This window comes from Wolbachia endosymbiont (group A) of Andrena fulva, from assembly GCF_964026815.1.
GTDB classification, from domain to species: domain Bacteria; phylum Pseudomonadota; class Alphaproteobacteria; order Rickettsiales; family Anaplasmataceae; genus Wolbachia; species Wolbachia pipientis.
In genome coordinates this window covers 1,359,476-1,376,059 of record NZ_OZ034701.1, presented here as the reverse complement: position 1 = coordinate 1,376,059, position 16,584 = coordinate 1,359,476, and the positions used below count along the sequence as shown (strand labels likewise).

Below are 16,584 nucleotides of genomic sequence, written 5' to 3'. Positions count from 1 at the left end.
GGTTAGTTGCAAGTTAAAAGCAGCTAAATCGCTCTTAATCAAGCGTTTTAGAATAAAAAAACGCCGATATTTTAGTACATAGTAAATAGCCAACCACCACGGGGCTTCTTTTGCCTTTTTTTTTATTTGGTAAATTTCTTAATGTTTGTAGCTAAACGACAACCGTCATCCCGCTGCTTGTTAGCGGGATCTAGAGATACCGCGAATGAATCGCGGTATGACGTAGGACTGCTGTCATTCCCATACGCGTCAAGTTAAGGAAATAAAGGTATGAAAGAGATAGAATAATAAGGTATAAGTTCTCCCAGATATACTTTTAGTGAGAGAACCAATGAATAAAATAACTTGCTTATCAAAAAAGCTCAAAGAATTTTTTAATGAAAAAGCAGAGAAAATCTCAATTACAACAAGGTTTATAAAAAGAAAGAGAAAGCTAAAAGGTTCATCATTCGTAAAAGCCATGGTCTTGGGTAATATAGGAGTTGATAATTGTAGCGTAGAAACAATGTGTCAATTACTAAACGAGGACTCGATAGATATAACAAAACAAGGTTTGGATTTTAGATTTACTGAAGAAGCAGTGGAATTTATGAAAAGGATGTATAATGAATCTGTGGTTCTCTTTAAAAATATCTTGCAAGTTGATTGCAAAATCTTACAGCAATTTAATAGTGTTAAATTATTGGACAGTAGCTATATTACTCTACCTAACAGTATGGAAGAGATGTATAAAGGTTATGGTACTAGCTACAGTGGCTATGAAAGCAATACTAAGTCTGGAATAAAGTTACAATTAGTTTTCGATTACATGAATCAGATAATAGACCAACTTAATTTAACGGAGGGAATAAGATCAGACCAGGGATATAGGAAACATTTAAGTAATATATCAAGCAATGATTTGCTAATATCTGATCTCGGTTATTTTGTGCCAAGTTCTTTTAAACAAATCAATGAAATAGGAGCTTATTTCATAAGTCGTTATAAATCCGATACCAACGTATATGATGTAGAAACAAATCAAAAAATGGAGTTATTAGAATGTTTAGAGGATAAGTTATTTTTAGAAAACGAGGTATTGTTAGGAAAAGAAGCAAAAATTAGAGTAAGAATTATATGTCAGAAACTAACTGAAGAACAGTCTATAGCCAGAAGAAGGAAAGCTAATAGATTAGCAAGATCGCAGGGATATACATCCTCTAAAAGAAATCAAAAATTGTTGAACTGGTCAATATTTATAACTAATGTTCCAGAAAATAAAATTAGTGCTGAGCAAGTATTAACGATTTACAGAGTAAGGTGGCAAATTGAGTTATTATTTAAATTGTATAAAAGCCATATCAGACTTGATAAGCTAAAAGGAAAGCCATGCAGAGTATTATGTGAACTATATGCTAAATTGTGCGCAATTCTTATATTTCACGGCATAGTTGGTTGCACAGAAGTGAAAAAGAATACAGAACTTAGCTTAACAAAGGCATTTATTGAGCTAAAAAGACGGGTTAGAGAGTTATTTTTAGTATTAACCAAGATTAATAGTTTAAAAGTATTTCTTAAAAAACTCACTATAACTTGGTCGCGATTTTCATTAAAAGACAAACGTAGAAGGGCTAGAGTATCCACTTTAACCTCTCTAAATTTGCTCACAATCTCTTAACTTGACGCGTATGGATACCACTACACTGTGAATTATACACCTAGTTCATATTTTTCTACGCTTATTTTATATTCCCTAAAACAGAAAAAGCCTTCCTCTTCCTACTCTTTCTTCCTTGGCTAATCCATAGTTAGCGTCTTTTGCACATGTGCGTTGCATTTTTTAATCTTCTTTAAAAACTTGACAATACATGACAACACTGGTATGTTAAAAATATAGTTTTTGTGAGGTATTTATGGTGCGCCAAGAAGTGCTTGGAGAACAGTTGGTGAAAATCCAACACAAACAAAGTCTAGCCAACAGTTTGGAACAGACCACTATGTTGCATGAGGTAACGAGTGTAATAGAGCTAGTGGGATGGACAATGCAGGGCACAACGGAAGTGAAGGAGTGGAGTCCCGAAATACCTGAAGACATAGAGGTCGACATGTTCATGGCCATGGAAGACAGCATGAAGGATAACGTAAAGGCAAGTTATCACTCACTCTATCGGGATCTGAGACCGTGCCATGTATTGAAATGGACTTCAAGTGAACTTGGGAGATCCCATGCATTCCTATTAAGGTACGTTGGAACAAGTCAACAAAGGCAAGAACTAGCGGAAGATGCAGGGGAAGTCGGACTGATTGATAGTACTCAGAATGTGGGAAAGCCACGTACAAGGGGAAGCGATCAGCAATATAGTAACTGGAATAGGGATTGCTATGCCAATACAACGGAGGTAGGAATAACATGCGATATAAACTAAACCAGATAGCAGTAAGAGCAAAGCAAGATAAGCGACTAAAATTCACATCGTTAGTCCATCTGATAAATACAGAGAATCTTGCGAGATGTTATAAAGAACTGAAGCGTAACAAGGCTTGTGGAGTAGACCAGATAACAGTGGAATCATACGGAGAAAATCTGAATGAGAAACTCGAAGTGCTAGTAGAAAGTATGAAGAGGAAGCAATATCAACCACAACCAGTAAAGAGGGTATATATACCGAAAGCTGGAAGTAAAGAGAAACGCGGACTCGGAATACCATCGACCGAGGATAAATTAGTACAGATTATGCTGAAGAAGATATTAGAAAATATTTACGAGGCAAACTTTCTGGACAGCTCATATGGATTTCGACCAGGAAGAAACTGTCATCAAGCGGTAAATGCACTAGATAAAGCAGTTATGTACAAGCCAATAAACTACATTGTAGAAGTGGATATCAAGAAGTTCTACGATAATATACAGCATAAATGGCTAATGAGGTGTCTAAGGGAACGAATAACTGACCCAAATTTGCTGTGGTTAGTAAAGCGGTTTCTCAAGGCAGGGATAGTCGAAGCTGGAAATTATGAAGCAACAAAACAAGGTACACCACAAGGCGGTATAGTAAGTCCTGTATTAGCAAATATATACTTACATTATGTGTTGGATTTATGGATAGAAAAGAAATTTAAACCAAGATCCAGAGGATATATACAAGTAATAAGGTTTTGCGATGATTTTGTGGTTTGTTGCGAAAGTAAGGTAGACGCGGAAGAATTTCTGGAATTACTGAAACAAAGGCTAAATAAATTTGGGTTGGAAGTATCTGAAAACAAGACCAGAGTAGTAAAGTTTGGCAAGAGGGAGTGGCAACGAGCGATAAGAGAGAAACGAAGGACGGAAAGTTTCAATTTTCTGGGGTTTACGCACTATGGTGCAAAAAGTCGTCGTGGTAGATTAATGATGGGACATAAAACCTCTAAGTTAAATCTAGCCAGAAAACTAAAAGAAATCAAGGAGTGGTTGAAAATAGTCCGCGGAAGTATTCGACTTAAAGATTGGTGGCAAGTACTGAAGGCTAAATTAACAGGACACTATAACTACTTTGGTATTAGCGGAAATTATTGGTGTTTGAAACAATTTTACACATCAGTAAGAAAGCTAGCATTTAAATGGATAAATCGGCGTAGTCAGAAAAAGAGTATGACCTGGGAACAGTTTGTACACTACGTAGAAGTAAATCCATTACCAAAGCCAAAAATACATTTTTCTTTATATGCATAAGAGGGACGACTGTGAAAACTAATATTGATGAGCCGTGTGCGGGAAATCTGCAAGCACGGTTCTTTAGGGGGAGTTGTAGTAATAAAACTCAAACGAGAGGAGTAAAGCTACAGCTTCTACCGAACATTATTTACATAGGAGTGTGTATGACAAACACCAAGTTAGAGAGAAGCCGGATGTGGTGAAAGTCACAAGTCCGGTTTCGAAGTCGAGTGGGGAGAGGTGACTTTCCTCACTTAGATAACTAATGTGGTAAACCTTTTAGAACTTTGCAAAAATTTGCAGCAAAAAATAGAAAAACTGAAAGCAGAGATAGAAAACTTAAAAGCAGAAAATAAAGCTTTAAAGATAGAGAACGCTGAATTAAAGGAAAGGCTCGGTTTAAATTCAAAAAACTCATCCCTGCCCAGCTCAAAAGAGCTATACAAAATAAAAAAGGACAAGCCAAAAAGCGAAAGGAATGTTGGCGATCAGGTTGGGCATAAAGGAAATTTTCATGCCACAATGGAAGCGGATAAAGTAGTAAAAATAGAGTTGCCTAATATTTGCGAATGCGGAGGAGAGCTTGTAATATGCGAAAAACCTTATGTTCACCAAAAAGTTGATCTTCCGGAAATTAGGCCTTATGTAGTATAGCATTTCTCATAATAGTCCGAACAGGTCATAGGAAGGCAGAATCAACAGCACGACGAAAGGATTCGAATAGAGGAATTTTTTCCTGGCTCTGTTTTTTATAGCAAACCAATGATGCTCAATTTTGTTGAAATCTGGAGAATAAGGCGGCAGATACAAAATTTCTGCACCAACCCCTTTAGCAAGCTCGATAATCTTATCAGACTTATGAAAAGTAGCATTGTCAAGAATGACAGTCTGTCCAGGTTCCAAGATCGGTGTCAAAAATTGCTCAAACCATCCATTAAAAACATCCATATTACAGTGGCCTTCAAAGGTTAACGGAACAACTATCTTTCTTCCACTTAAGGCTGCAACCATACTGATTCGTTGAGTTTTCTTTCCAGATTTTAAGGCATAAAACCGCTGTCCTTTCTGGCAATATCCGTAGGGGTAGTCTTCGGTGTTATCAATGCCAGACTCATCTATATACACTAAGTTTTTAGGTTCTTTTGTCGCTATAATTTTCAAAAATTCAGCACGTTTTTCTTCGTTTCTTTCCTTGTATCCATATGTCTTTTTTTGCGCGTAAATCCAATTTTTTTAAGGGCTCGATAGATCGTTTGGATACTAACGTTGTTCCAAAGTTTAGCCATTTCCGATAGAGTCTTTCCTCCGTGTTCTCTGGCAAATTTGGCAAAGGTATCCCAGTCGGTAATTTTGTGATTGTAACCCCCATTTCCAAGTTTTTTTGATTGAAAGTCTCCTGTTTCTTTTTTTCTTTGCTGCCACTCCCATAAAGTAGTTCGTCCAATCTTAAATCTTGCTGCCACTGTTTCTCTGCTTTCTCCTTCGTCTAGCGCTTCCATTGCTTTTTTTCTTAAATCATAACTATATGCTGCTGGCATTCAACCTCCTTATCATCATCTACCCTTATCCTATCACATCCGGACTTTTATGGAAAGAGCTATAAAAAAGAATGATAGTGCGTTTGAAGAGGATGTGGAATACTGTTTTTCAGGAGATATTTATGGCAGTTTTTTTAGGCCGTCAGACCCTGGCGAGCTTAATAAACGCTTATCAAAACCTAGTATACGGCTATTTCTTTATATTTCTCCTCTAAAGGAAAAAAAGAACCTAGTAGATGAGGATAAAAAAGAATTAGCGTTAAGATTTATAGAACGTAAAAATGCCTTACTATTTATTCGGACTCTTAGTGTTCTACCCTTAGGCCTGTTAACTACAGTTACTATAGGTTGCTATTTTTCATGGTGGATCATAGCATTTAACATCGCTATTAGTAGAGCCTTTGGTTTATTAGTGAATTATTATATGGAAAAGTATAAAAATTCAGAAATTTCCACTGATGAATTCATAAGTAAAATGAACTATATCGCGCTAGGCAGTAAGCTTCTTATCAACTATCCTTTAGCTGCTTTTTCTGTTTATCTACTTACAACAAATTTCATTGCTAATAGATTAACTGTTGGTGGAACCATACTTGGTTCACTATTGTTATTGGCAGTATTAATTGAAATGTTAGCTCCTGTTTTCTCAAAAGGCTGTGAAATATATGCTGAAAAGCACACAAAAGATTTACTAGAAGAGGATCCAAGAGATAGGGTACAAAAGGAAACTGACCTGTTAGGATGGTATGATCCACGAAAACTGTTAATGCCAATTGTTATGCCTCTTATTAAAAAGTGTTTTGCGGAAGTGGCAAGCGAATTTGCTGAGAGGAATTTTGATGAGGTAAAAACTGATATGTCTGATGTTAATGCTGAAGGACTATCTAAGCCTAAAGGAATTGAATTTGCACAGCAACCAGTGTAGTATAAGCTTTTAGCTCTATGCATGGACTCAAAAAAAGTAGAACTGATATTTGAAAAATTCAAGCAATCAAATCCTGCACCAAAAATAGAGCTGAATTATACCAATGATTTTACGTTATTAGTTGCGATAGTTCTATCAGCGCGAACAACTGATATAAGCGTTAATAAAATTACAAAGGAGCTATTTAGTATCACTGATACGCCAGAAAAAATGCTGAGTTTTGGGCAGAGTGAGCTAAGAAAATGCATAAGCAGTATTGGTTTATATAATTCCAAAGCAAAAAACATAATCGGGCTCAGCAAAATATTGATTGAGAGGTACAATAGCAAAGTGCCTACTGATTTCGATGATTTGGTGTCTTTGCCGGGAGTGGGAAGAAAGAGCGCTAATGTGTTCTTAAATTCGGGGCTTGGCATTCCAACATTGGCAGTTGATACTCACGTTTTTAGAGTGAGCAATAGAATCGGGCTTGTGAAAGAAAAAGATGTGTTTAAAACAGAACAATCTCTTTTAAATGTGGTTCCCAAAAAATACCTGCTTTATGCTCATCATTGGCTAGTTTTGCATGGTAGATATGTTTGCAAAGCACAGAAACCTTCGTGTGAAACGTGCATAATTCATGATTTATGTGAATTTGAGTGCAAAAGGTATAAAGTCTAGTATTTCTTCTTTTGTCATCCAAGTAGCTATAGAAACGAAAAAACTTACTTGACACATTTTGCTGGAATGACACCAGTTGTTATTCAGACAACAGTTATGAAAGAGATCTGATTACATCTAAGCTAACAATGGACCACTAGATATATTACTAACTACGTTGACCTGATTCAATATTTTATTAGTGGGATTGAAATAATTTTCTATAAATTCCTTATATATAGCTGTTAACTTGTGTATATCGTTTACTGATACGCATTCGTTTATCTGATGTGCAGTTTTGTTGATTATACCAAATTCAATCACTGGACAAACATCTTTGATAAACACAGCGTCAGATGTGCCACCACTTGTGCTCAGCACAGCATCAATACTGGTAACTTTATTTATCGCATCAAGCATAATATCAGTATTTCTATCGGGAGTAGAGAGGAAAACGTCCCTGCTGCTATGCACAGAAAGTTTATAATCGTTAGTTACACTGGAGCATATTTCATCAATCAGCTTATATAAGCCACCCGGTGTTTGTTCATTGTTATATCGAATGTTAAAACGTGTAGTTGCTGAACCAGGTATTAGATTGCTAGTATTATTTCCAACATCGATAGTAGTAACTTCGCAATGTGAAGGCTGAAAATATTTATTACCATGATCAAAAGTAGTATTTTTTACCTTACTCAATATCGATATTACCTTATATATTGGATTATCTGCTAGGTCTGGATAGGCAACGTGCCCTTGTTTTCCATGGCAAATTAATTCAAATGTTACAGAACCTCTTCTGCCTATTTTTATGGTATCACCTAATTTCTCACTACTGGTTGGTTCGCCAACCACACAAAAATCTATCTTTTTCTGCTTATTTTTCATCCATTCCAAAACTGCTTTTGTTCCATATTCTTCCATGCTTTCTTCAGCACTGGTAATCAATGCACTTATCGAACCATTAAATTGAAACTTCTCTGCAATCAAATTTACCATAGCAGCAATAAACGCAGCTACTCCGCTTTTCATATCAGCCGCCCCTCTTCCATATAATATGCCATCTCTCACTTCTGAATTAAATGGACCAAATGCCCAATCTTTTAACTGACCCGGTGGTACAACATCAACATGCCCAGCAAAGCACAAATTTGGTACTCCATTTATATATTTCGCATAAAGATTTTTAACTTTATCACCAAATTCTAAAATCTCACAATCAAAGCCACTCTTCTTGAAGATTGTTGCTATATACTCTATTGCCCCGCCGTCCCTTGGTGTTATACTCTCAAAAGAGATCAATTTCTTAGTTAGCTCTACAGGGTCAATTTTCATGTCAATCTTAAAATACTTATATTGCTATATTGTAAACACTCTATGCACTATTTAAAACAAATATTACATCAAGCCGAACAAACTTTTCTAAGGGAAGTAATAACAGATTACCACCTTGCTGATGATATCTATGAAATATGCACACGACACGGAAATGACATCTTTCTAGTTGCAGATGAAAATACAGCAAAACTTTTAAACAAAAACGTATTTAATAAAATTTCTCATTTAATTATTCCAGCCACACCTGTCATTCCAGTGTCACGCGCTGGAATGACACCAGGTAGAGAAATGACACCAAGCAGAGCTGCCTCTCTTGAAACCGTAAATCTAGTGAGAAACAAAGTAAAAGACAGTGACTTAATAGTTGCATTTGGTAGCGGCACCGTTAACGATATCTGCAAATATGCAAGCTACCTCGAGAAAAAAGATTATATATCGTTCCCAACAGCCGCTTCCATGAATGGATATACATCCGCAAATGCTTCAATATTAGTAAATGGATATAAAAAATCGTTCAAAGCACATCTTCCAAGAGCAATATATATAGATATAGACATACTTGCCAATGCACCACTGCGTCTCACATTAAGCGGATTTGCAGATTTCATTTGTCGTTCAACAGTTCAGGCTGACTGGCTACTATCTCATTTGTTGCTTAGCACAGAATACAATGAATTACCTTTTACACTTGTTCATGATTTGGAGCAAATTTTGCTAAGAGAATATACGGCGCTTACTAAAAGAAGTAGAAAAGTGGTCCTATTACTTATGGAAGTTCTACTAATTTCAGGACTTGGAATGGTGATGTCAAAAGGCAGCTATTCTGCAAGCCAAGGAGAGCATATGATAGCTCACGCAATGGAAATGGTAACAAAAGATTATTCCTCACTACATGGTGAAAAAATTGCTGTCACAACGATTACTATGGCTAATTTACAGGAAAAGATATTATCAATACAAAACCCAATAATCAAACCGACCACTTTAGATGTAAAACATATAACTCAGTGCTTTGATAATATTGAATTTGTAAGAACTTTTGAACAGAAGCAAATTCTGCAGCAAAAAATCCAAGAGATTATTCGCAAAGAATGGCATAATATTTCCAGTTTAATTAAGCAAAATTTACTACCTGCAAAACACCTGCAAAAAATATTTGAAGATCTATCAATTCCACACTTACCAGAGCACCTCAATTGGAATAAAGAACAATATTGTAAAGTGGTCGATCTTGCGTTTGCAACAAGAGATAGATTCACCTTTCTTGACTTAGCTAACTGCATAGAAGAAAGTTAAGTTTTGTAGTAAAATTCTGTCATTTAAAGAGATCATAGGCCAAAAACTAAACCTTTTCACAATCTCCTATATCCATTGTCTCCTCACCTGAGTGGATACACAACTCACTCCAAGTAGCTGACACTGAGTCACACTATTCCACTCAGTGCACTTAGAGCGCTGCTTTTGCTAAACATAGTCTAGTTCGAGTGGCTGAGGAGGGACTCGAACCCACGACCAAGAGATTATGATCCTCCTGCTCTACCAACTGAGCTACTCAGCCTAATTAAAAACCTTATTATACACATGATCTATATGTTTCGTATAATACTTCAAATCAAACAAAGATTCAAGTTTTTCCGAGTTAATAACCTTAAGTAAGGGTTTATCTTGTTTCAATTCGGCCAGAAAATCACTGTTGTTTTGTTTCACTTTCATTGCATTGCTCTGAACAATTTTATACGCCTCTTCCCTCGCCAAACCACTATTTACTAACTCAAGCAATACACGCTGTGAGAAAACTAAACCTTTTGAAGAATTTAAGTTCTTTTCAATGTTTTCCTTATTGATCACCAATTTATCTATCAAATCTGTTAATCGCACTAAAGCAAAATCCATTGTTATACAAGCATCAGGAGCAATGCATCTTTCCACAGACGAGTGTGATATATCACGTTCGTGCCACAATGCAACATTTTCTAACGCAGGAAAAACATAACTGCGTATTAAACGTGAGAGTCCAGTCAGATTTTCACTTAAAATAGGATTACATTTGTGTGGCATAGCAGAACTCCCCTTTTGCCCAGTGGAAAAATGCTCAGAAATTTCGCCGATTTCAGTTCTTTGCAAATGACGAATTTCAATTGCAATATTTTCTATTGAGCTTGCAATCACTCCCAAAACTGAAAAGAACATGGCATGTCTATCACGAGGAATGACTTGAGATGATATGGTTTCAGGTATGAGTCCCATTTCTTTCGCTACATACTCTTCAACAAACGGATCAACATTTGCAAAATTACCTACTGCACCTGATATTTTACAAATAGAGATCTCTTTTTGTGCGCTAATTAATCTCTGATAATTGCGTTTAAATTCAGCATAAAATCTAGCAAATTTTAATCCAAGAGTTGTTGGTTCTGCATGCATTCCATGACTGCGTCCAACACAAACAATATCTTTATAGTCATCAGCTTTTTTTTTCAATACTGCAAGTATATTTTTTAGATTCTCGAGTAAAATATCACATGACTCTTTCAACTGCACCGCAAGGCATGTATCCAAAACATCAGAACTTGTCATTCCATAGTGGAGATAACGAACATCAACTCCCGCTTTTTCAGCAACATATGTCAGAAAAGCTATAACATCATGTTTTACAATGGATTCAATTTCGTTGATACATTCAACATCAAATTCAATAGCACCAGAGAGGTTCTCAGCAATATTATTCGGAATCACTCCTAACTTTGCTTGAGCTTCACACGCTAATTTTTCTATTTTAAGCCATATATTAAATTTATTATTTTCCTCCCAAATGGAAGACATTTCTTTTCTGCTATAGCGGGGAATCATTTTTGATTTATTCCAATAATGGTGTCATTCCAGTGCGTGACACTGGAATCCAGATATAAAAGTATTTGCAAATTATTCAATGGACAACGGATTCTAGAAGCATAAAATAATGTCCATGATGAAATAAACTGGATCCCAGTGTCACGCACTGGGATGACATGAGGGAAGCACTGGGATGACACCAGCTTAGCCATGGCAGACATTTCTTTACGACTATAACAAGGGATCATCTTTGATCAGCTATCATCACCATTAGTAGCTTCTTTATTCGCATCTTGCTCTGCCTCTTGTTGCTCAGACTTCTGATTTTGCAATTTTACTTGCCTTAGCTCATTTGCATCTGTTTCGGATTTCACGACGTATATAGTAATTGGTACTACTACTTCACTATGTAATTCTACGTTTACTTGGTATTCACCCAAGTTTTTGATGCTTACTCCACCAAAAGATAAACTACGGTGATCTATCACATGTCCTTCTTGTAGTAAAATTTTCGCAATTTCACGTGTTGTTACAGAACCAAAAATTTTACCATCCTCTGAAGCTTGCTTTATCAATACCACAAACTTATCATGTAGTGACAATGCAAGCTCTTTTGCTACATTTAATCTTTTTATATTCTCTTCTTCCAGTAATAAACGTTGCTCCTCTAGCTTTGTTAAATTTTCCTTGGTAGCTTTCACCGCTTTTCTTTGTGGAAAAAGAAAATTACGTGCATAACCTGGTTTAACTTTGACAACTTCACCAAGCTTACCTAAAGTCCTTATATTTTCCTTTAAAATTATCAACATAAATTACCTAAACTTTTTTAGTACAGTAAGGAATAAGAGCTAAAAAACGTGCCCTTATGATCGCTAAGCGTAACTTCCTTTGTTTTTTTGCACATACGCCTGTTAATCTTCTAGGTAATATCCTACCATAGTCAGAGGTAAACTTGGATAATAAATCTATATTCTTATAATCTATGTCTTCATCTTTAGACGCAGCAAGAGGGCAAACTTTAGAACGCCTAAAGCCAGTCCTATTATTTACAGATACGTAAGAATTATTAAAACTATTTCGTCTTTTCATCATTATGCGCTTTGCTCCTCAATTTGTTTATTCATCATATGAGATTTACCTTCAAAAATTTTATCAACCTGCACAGGAAAGTGGCGAATAACGTTCTCATTAAGTTTCATTCTACGCATAAATTCATCCAGAATGCTTGCAGTAGAACTTATGCACATTATACAATAATGACCGCTCTTCATTTTATTTTTGTGATATGCAAAATCCAAAAGACCCCAATGTTCATACTTGATTAATCCTGATGCTTCAATGTTTTTCAAAAGCATTTCCAACGCTTTGCTCGATTGAGTTGGACCGTTTATTCTAAAATCTTTCAAAATATCTTGAAAAATCTTTATTAGATGTTCTGAAATATTTCTCTTCAAAGCATTTACTGCGTTATGGATAAACGCACTTTTAGTACTGCCTCCTAGAAATTTTGTAAAATCTTGCGTTATTCCTAAATCTTTTAGGTCATCTTTCAACTCTTTATCGATTTTTGACTTCACTTCTTTCAAATTTGAAAGATCTTCTTCCAATTCAACCCATAAAATTTTTGTAAGATCTTCCAAGAAATCAGAGTAAGCAACTAGACCTTCTTTAATGTTTTCAGCACGCACTTCTAACTCTTGTGTTGTAAGCTTGTCATTTCCTTTTTTCAGAATATCCCTGATTTGCTGGAACATAACATCTGCTTTAATATTTTTCAATGAAACAGCTAGCTCTTGGACCATCTCCTCTACTTCTTGCTGTAATAATCCTTGTTGTGTTATAAAAGTAAATTCATAAAGATTCACTATATCTTCCTTTAATACCGATTAAATATTTCATTATATAAAGCTTTTTTATATAAGCAAGTTATTTGTGTTAATTTCTACGCCTTTAATCCAGCTTAAGTTAGATATTTCATAAATAACTTGAGGAGCAATTGAGTATGCACCTGGTAATAAGATGCTCACTTTATGTTTTTCGAGAAGAAGTTTTAGCATTATTTTGGTTCTGCCTTCATCTTTCAATATTGTGTTTAATTCCATAGCGGCTTTTTGCGAATCCGTGCACTCAGTGGTGAGAACTAATTCTTTTATTGTAGAAGTGACTCTTTTTGTAAACTCAGATATATCCTTGCCTGCTAATCTTGTTGTATTTTCCGAAGCTTCAAGATCAATTATCACAAACGTTCCTGGTGAAAATAAATCTCTTTTTTCTTCTATTATTTCATTATTATAGAATGCTATTTCAGAAACGTTATGGGGATCAGAAAGTGTGAGTATAACAAACCTTCCACGCTCTGAAGTTCTCATACGTGCATTTAATATTACCCCAGCAGTTTTTGCTGTTCTATTTTCTCCGATAAACCCAATATTTAACTTTTCCAGAAGAGTTCTAAATTTTTCAAGCGGATGATTAGTTAAATAAAATCCTAGTGAAAATAACTCATGTTCTAATTTTTCCTCTTCATCAAAATCTTCCACATTCTCAAGTTTCGGTTTGAGGACATCAAGACTACCAAACAAAGCAGCTTGACTTGATTCTCTATCCTGTTTGTTTTTATTTGCAAAGTAAATCAGCATGTCCATTGACTCATATAGCTGCTTTCTGTTCTTATGCACGCTATCGAATGCTCCGGATTTAATCAGGCTTTCTAGCGCTCTCTTATTTATTATATGACCTGAATTTTGAATGAATTCCCATATGTCCTTACAAGCGCTTGAACGTACGTTCACTATTCCTTCCGCTATAGAAAAACCAACATTCCTCAAGGCAGCAATACCATAACGTATGCGTTCATCCTCTATTGAGAATTCAGCTTGAGACTTGTTTATATCAGGTGAAAGAACGGTAACGCCACTAAACTTTGCTGCATGATAAAATAAATTCAGTTTATCTCTATCATCAATATTCAGATTCATTAGTGCTGTAAAAAATTCTAATGGATAATTAGCTTTAAGGTAAGCCGTTTGATAAGATATAACCGCATATGCTGCAGCATGAGATTTATTGAACCCATAACCAGCAAATTTTGCAACAAGGTCAAAGATATAACTTGCCCTGTCATAATCAACGCCATTTTTTGTTGCCCCTTGGACAAAAAGTTCACGTTGTTTATCCATCTCTTCCTTGATTTTCTTACCCATGGCACGTCTCAGCAAATCTGCTTCCGCTAAGCTATACCCGGAAAGAATACGCGCTATTTCCATCACTTGTTCTTGGTAAATTATTACCCCAAATGTCTCTTTTAATACTTCCTCAAGTAACGGATGAATATAATCTGGCTTCTCAAGTCCATGCTTTCTTGCAACATAAGTTGGAATGTTATCCATAGGTCCTGGACGATAAAGGGAGATTAAAGCGATGATGTCCTCAATGCAGTCCGGTTTTAGTTTAATTAAAGCTTCTCTCATTCCCGAACTTTCAAGCTGGAACACTCCAATTGAATCACCGCTTGAGAGCATCTCATAGGTTTTTTGATCATTCAAAGAAACTGAAGAAATATCAATCTTTTTTCCATCACGATTAATTAAACGACATACATGATCTATTAGCGTTAGCGTACCAAGTCCAAGAAAATCAAATTTTATTAGCCCAGCTTTCTCCACATATTTCATGCTGTATTGAGTGATTGGCAAAGCTGAATTTGGATCATAATACACAGGAACAAAATTTTCCAACTTTTGATCACATATTACAATTCCAGCAGCATGGGTTGAAACGTGACGATATATTCCTTCAAGCTTAAGAGATATATCAAGAAGCTTTGCAATTACCTCATCACTATCCCGCTCTTTCTGCAGGTTTTGATCAAACTCTATCGCTTGTGATAAAGTTACAGGATTTACTGGATTAAATGGAACCATTTTAGATATTTTATCCACTTGAGAGTAAGGCATTTGCAATACTCTACCAACATCACGCAATACTGCCCTTGCCTGCAATTTACCAAAAGTGATTATTTGAGCAACATAACCGTACTTTTTCTGAACATAATCAATAACCAGGTCCCTTTTCTCTTGGCAGAAATCGATATCAAAGTCAGGCATCGATACACGATCAGGATTCAAAAATCTTTCAAATATTAGGCCAAACTTTATTGGATCAAGGTCTGTAATCTGCAAGCCCCAAGCAACAATTGATCCAGCACCAGAGCCTCTTCCTGGACCAACTGGAATGCCATTTGCTTTGCTCCAACGAATAAAATCAGAAACTATCAAAAAGTAGCCAGCGTAGTTCATCGAAGTTATCACACTCAGTTCGTAATTCAGCCGATCGTAATATTGTTTAAGGTCTATGTCTGTCTCATTCGCAATGCGGAATTCTAATCCTGCAACTGCCTGCTCCCTCAGTTCTTCATTCTCAGTTTTATTTTCTCTACAAGGAAATTTAGGCAAAATAGGCTGCCTGCTTCTTGGCATGTAAGAGCACCGCTTAGCTATCACTAAAGTGTTATGAATTGCTTCGGGAATGTCGCTGAACAGCTCCTCCATTTCTGCCACAGATTTGAAGTAATGCTCGGTAGTTAACTTCTTTCTGTTATTCTCCAGGGCATAACTCCCCTCCGATATACACGTTAATATATCATAAGCCTCATAGTCAGACCTATTTGGAAAAAATACATCGTTCGTTGCAACTAGTGGTATATTGCGCTGATAAGCAAAGTCTATCAAAGCTTCTTCAAGCTCTAGCTCTTTATTCAACCCATGACGCTGCAATTCAACATATAAATGACCATTGAATGCTGAAAGCAGTTTTTCAACCGTTTCTTTATCTTGCCCCAACAATAGTTGAGCCAAACATCCACCGGTTAAAGCGATCAGACCCGTACTTAAATTCAATAGCTCATCAAAATCAACGTAAGGAATATCGCTGTTATTCTTGCGCTTTCTAAAAGACTCACTCACCAAAGTGACTAAATTAGTGTACCCTTGCTCATTTTTTGCAAGCAATAATATAGGTAAATTTTGTTCTGAATGTTTAACTATAATATTGCATCCTATTATTAGCTGTATTCCCCTACTTGCCGCATATTCTGCAAATTCAAGTGAGCCAAACAAGTTACCTGAATCAGTAATTGCAACCGCTGGCATTTTATTTCGCAAACAAAGGCCGATCAGCTCCTCAATTTTAACCGAGCTTTCAAGCAGCGAATAAACACTATGAACACGCAAGTGTATGAACATAAAAAACTTTAGATCAACAAAAAAGGATAACATTAATTTACTCATGAGAACATAATTTTCATGAGAACAAAAGCCTATAAAATTCTAAAATTAAAATACAAAAACTTACTTGACAAACTCCGCCAGCTCCCTTATCATGATAGCGAAGCTATTGTATTTGCTTTCGCCAATCTGCAGATTAAAAGGTAAGGATTACTTAATGTATCGTCGTCTTATGTTCAATTTTTTGCAGTATATAGATACTGTATGTCTTTACAAAACTTCATCTACATCTAGATTTTTATCTAAATAAGCTGAACGCGCTTATAAAGCGTTACAAGACATCAAAAAATGCCAATACTCGACAGAGATAGTAAAAGACTAGCTAACTCGGGGATTCTTTGTCTTTTTTTCTGC

General features: G+C 35.9%; 13 protein-coding genes, 1 tRNA gene and 2 pseudogenes. 8 read left to right on the top strand and 8 right to left on the bottom strand.

Translation table 11 applies throughout. The annotated features are described in order from the left end of the window. The first annotated feature begins 331 nt into the window (after positions 1–331). The 5 genes and pseudogenes from AAGD84_RS06945 to AAGD84_RS06925 form a co-directional block, all read left to right on the top strand. Positions 332–1,657: an IS4 family transposase gene (locus tag AAGD84_RS06945; protein ID WP_341817859.1), complete on the top strand. Its 1,326-nt coding sequence runs from the start codon at positions 332–334 to the stop codon at positions 1,655–1,657. Positions 1,658–1,892: 235 nt separating this feature from the next. Then, the gene (locus tag AAGD84_RS06940; RefSeq protein ID WP_245611107.1) at positions 1,893–2,405 is read left to right on the top strand and encodes a hypothetical protein; all 513 of its coding nucleotides are present in this window, start codon (positions 1,893–1,895) and stop codon (positions 2,403–2,405) included. Then, on the top strand, positions 2,390–3,691 hold the full coding sequence (gene ltrA, locus AAGD84_RS06935; protein WP_338476458.1) for a group II intron reverse transcriptase/maturase: 1,302 nt from the start codon (positions 2,390–2,392) through the stop codon (positions 3,689–3,691). Before AAGD84_RS06940 ends, ltrA begins: the two co-directional genes overlap by 16 nt. Positions 3,692–3,702: 11 nt before the next feature. Then, a complete protein-coding gene (locus AAGD84_RS06930) occupies positions 3,703–3,876 on the top strand; it encodes a hypothetical protein (RefSeq protein ID WP_264722855.1) in 174 nt (57 codons plus the stop codon). 64 nt (positions 3,877–3,940) lie between these two features. Next, positions 3,941–4,324 (top strand): annotated as a pseudogene (locus AAGD84_RS06925) (DUF6444 domain-containing protein); the annotation flags it as partial. A gap of 28 nt (positions 4,325–4,352) precedes the next feature. Here AAGD84_RS06925 and AAGD84_RS06920 read toward each other — a convergent pair. Continuing rightward, positions 4,353–5,211: pseudogene (locus AAGD84_RS06920) on the bottom strand (IS630 family transposase). A 49-nt stretch (positions 5,212–5,260) separates the two neighbouring features. On the opposite strand from AAGD84_RS06920, the gene AAGD84_RS06915 reads away from it, so the two are divergent. After that, positions 5,261–6,136 (top strand): molecular chaperone DnaJ, encoded by an 876-nt coding sequence (locus AAGD84_RS06915; RefSeq protein WP_341817990.1) that lies wholly within the window; start codon positions 5,261–5,263, stop codon positions 6,134–6,136. Between the two features lie 21 nt (positions 6,137–6,157). Continuing rightward, positions 6,158–6,796 carry an endonuclease III gene (nth, locus tag AAGD84_RS06910; protein WP_209472633.1) on the top strand — a complete coding sequence of 213 codons (639 nt, stop codon included), beginning with the start codon at positions 6,158–6,160 and terminating at the stop codon, positions 6,794–6,796. 117 nt (positions 6,797–6,913) lie between these two features. Here nth and dapE read toward each other — a convergent pair whose 3' ends face one another. Further along, on the bottom strand, positions 6,914–8,110 hold the full coding sequence (gene dapE, locus AAGD84_RS06905; protein WP_341817988.1) for a succinyl-diaminopimelate desuccinylase: 1,197 nt from the start codon (positions 8,108–8,110) through the stop codon (positions 6,914–6,916). Positions 8,111–8,152: 42 nt separating this feature from the next. Here dapE and AAGD84_RS06900 point away from each other — a divergent pair, with 42 nt between their 5' ends. Next, positions 8,153–9,409: an iron-containing alcohol dehydrogenase gene (locus AAGD84_RS06900; RefSeq protein WP_265038084.1), complete on the top strand. Its 1,257-nt coding sequence runs from the start codon at positions 8,153–8,155 to the stop codon at positions 9,407–9,409. A gap of 189 nt (positions 9,410–9,598) precedes the next feature. Here AAGD84_RS06900 and AAGD84_RS06895 read toward each other — a convergent pair. The 6 genes from AAGD84_RS06895 to dnaE form a co-directional block, all read right to left on the bottom strand. Continuing rightward, a tRNA-Met gene (locus AAGD84_RS06895) sits at positions 9,599–9,671 on the bottom strand. After that, positions 9,671–10,963: an adenylosuccinate lyase gene (gene purB, locus AAGD84_RS06890; RefSeq protein WP_264722894.1), complete on the bottom strand. Its 1,293-nt coding sequence runs from the start codon at positions 10,961–10,963 to the stop codon at positions 9,671–9,673. Before purB ends, AAGD84_RS06895 begins: the two co-directional genes overlap by 1 nt. A 236-nt stretch (positions 10,964–11,199) precedes the next feature. Then, a complete protein-coding gene (gene rplI, locus AAGD84_RS06885; RefSeq protein WP_341817987.1) occupies positions 11,200–11,754 on the bottom strand; it encodes a 50S ribosomal protein L9 in 555 nt (184 codons plus the stop codon). 7 nt (positions 11,755–11,761) lie between these two features. Then, positions 11,762–12,037, bottom strand: a complete 276-nt coding sequence (rpsR, locus tag AAGD84_RS06880) for a 30S ribosomal protein S18 (RefSeq protein WP_007548890.1) — start codon at positions 12,035–12,037, stop codon at positions 11,762–11,764. Further along, positions 12,037–12,810, bottom strand: coding sequence for a 30S ribosomal protein S6 (locus AAGD84_RS06875; protein ID WP_065094495.1), 774 nt, complete (start codon positions 12,808–12,810; stop codon positions 12,037–12,039). Before AAGD84_RS06875 ends, rpsR begins: the two co-directional genes overlap by 1 nt. A gap of 48 nt (positions 12,811–12,858) precedes the next feature. Next, positions 12,859–16,188, bottom strand: coding sequence for a DNA polymerase III subunit alpha (dnaE, locus tag AAGD84_RS06870; protein ID WP_265038483.1), 3,330 nt, complete (start codon positions 16,186–16,188; stop codon positions 12,859–12,861). Positions 16,189–16,584: the final 396 nt, after the last annotated feature.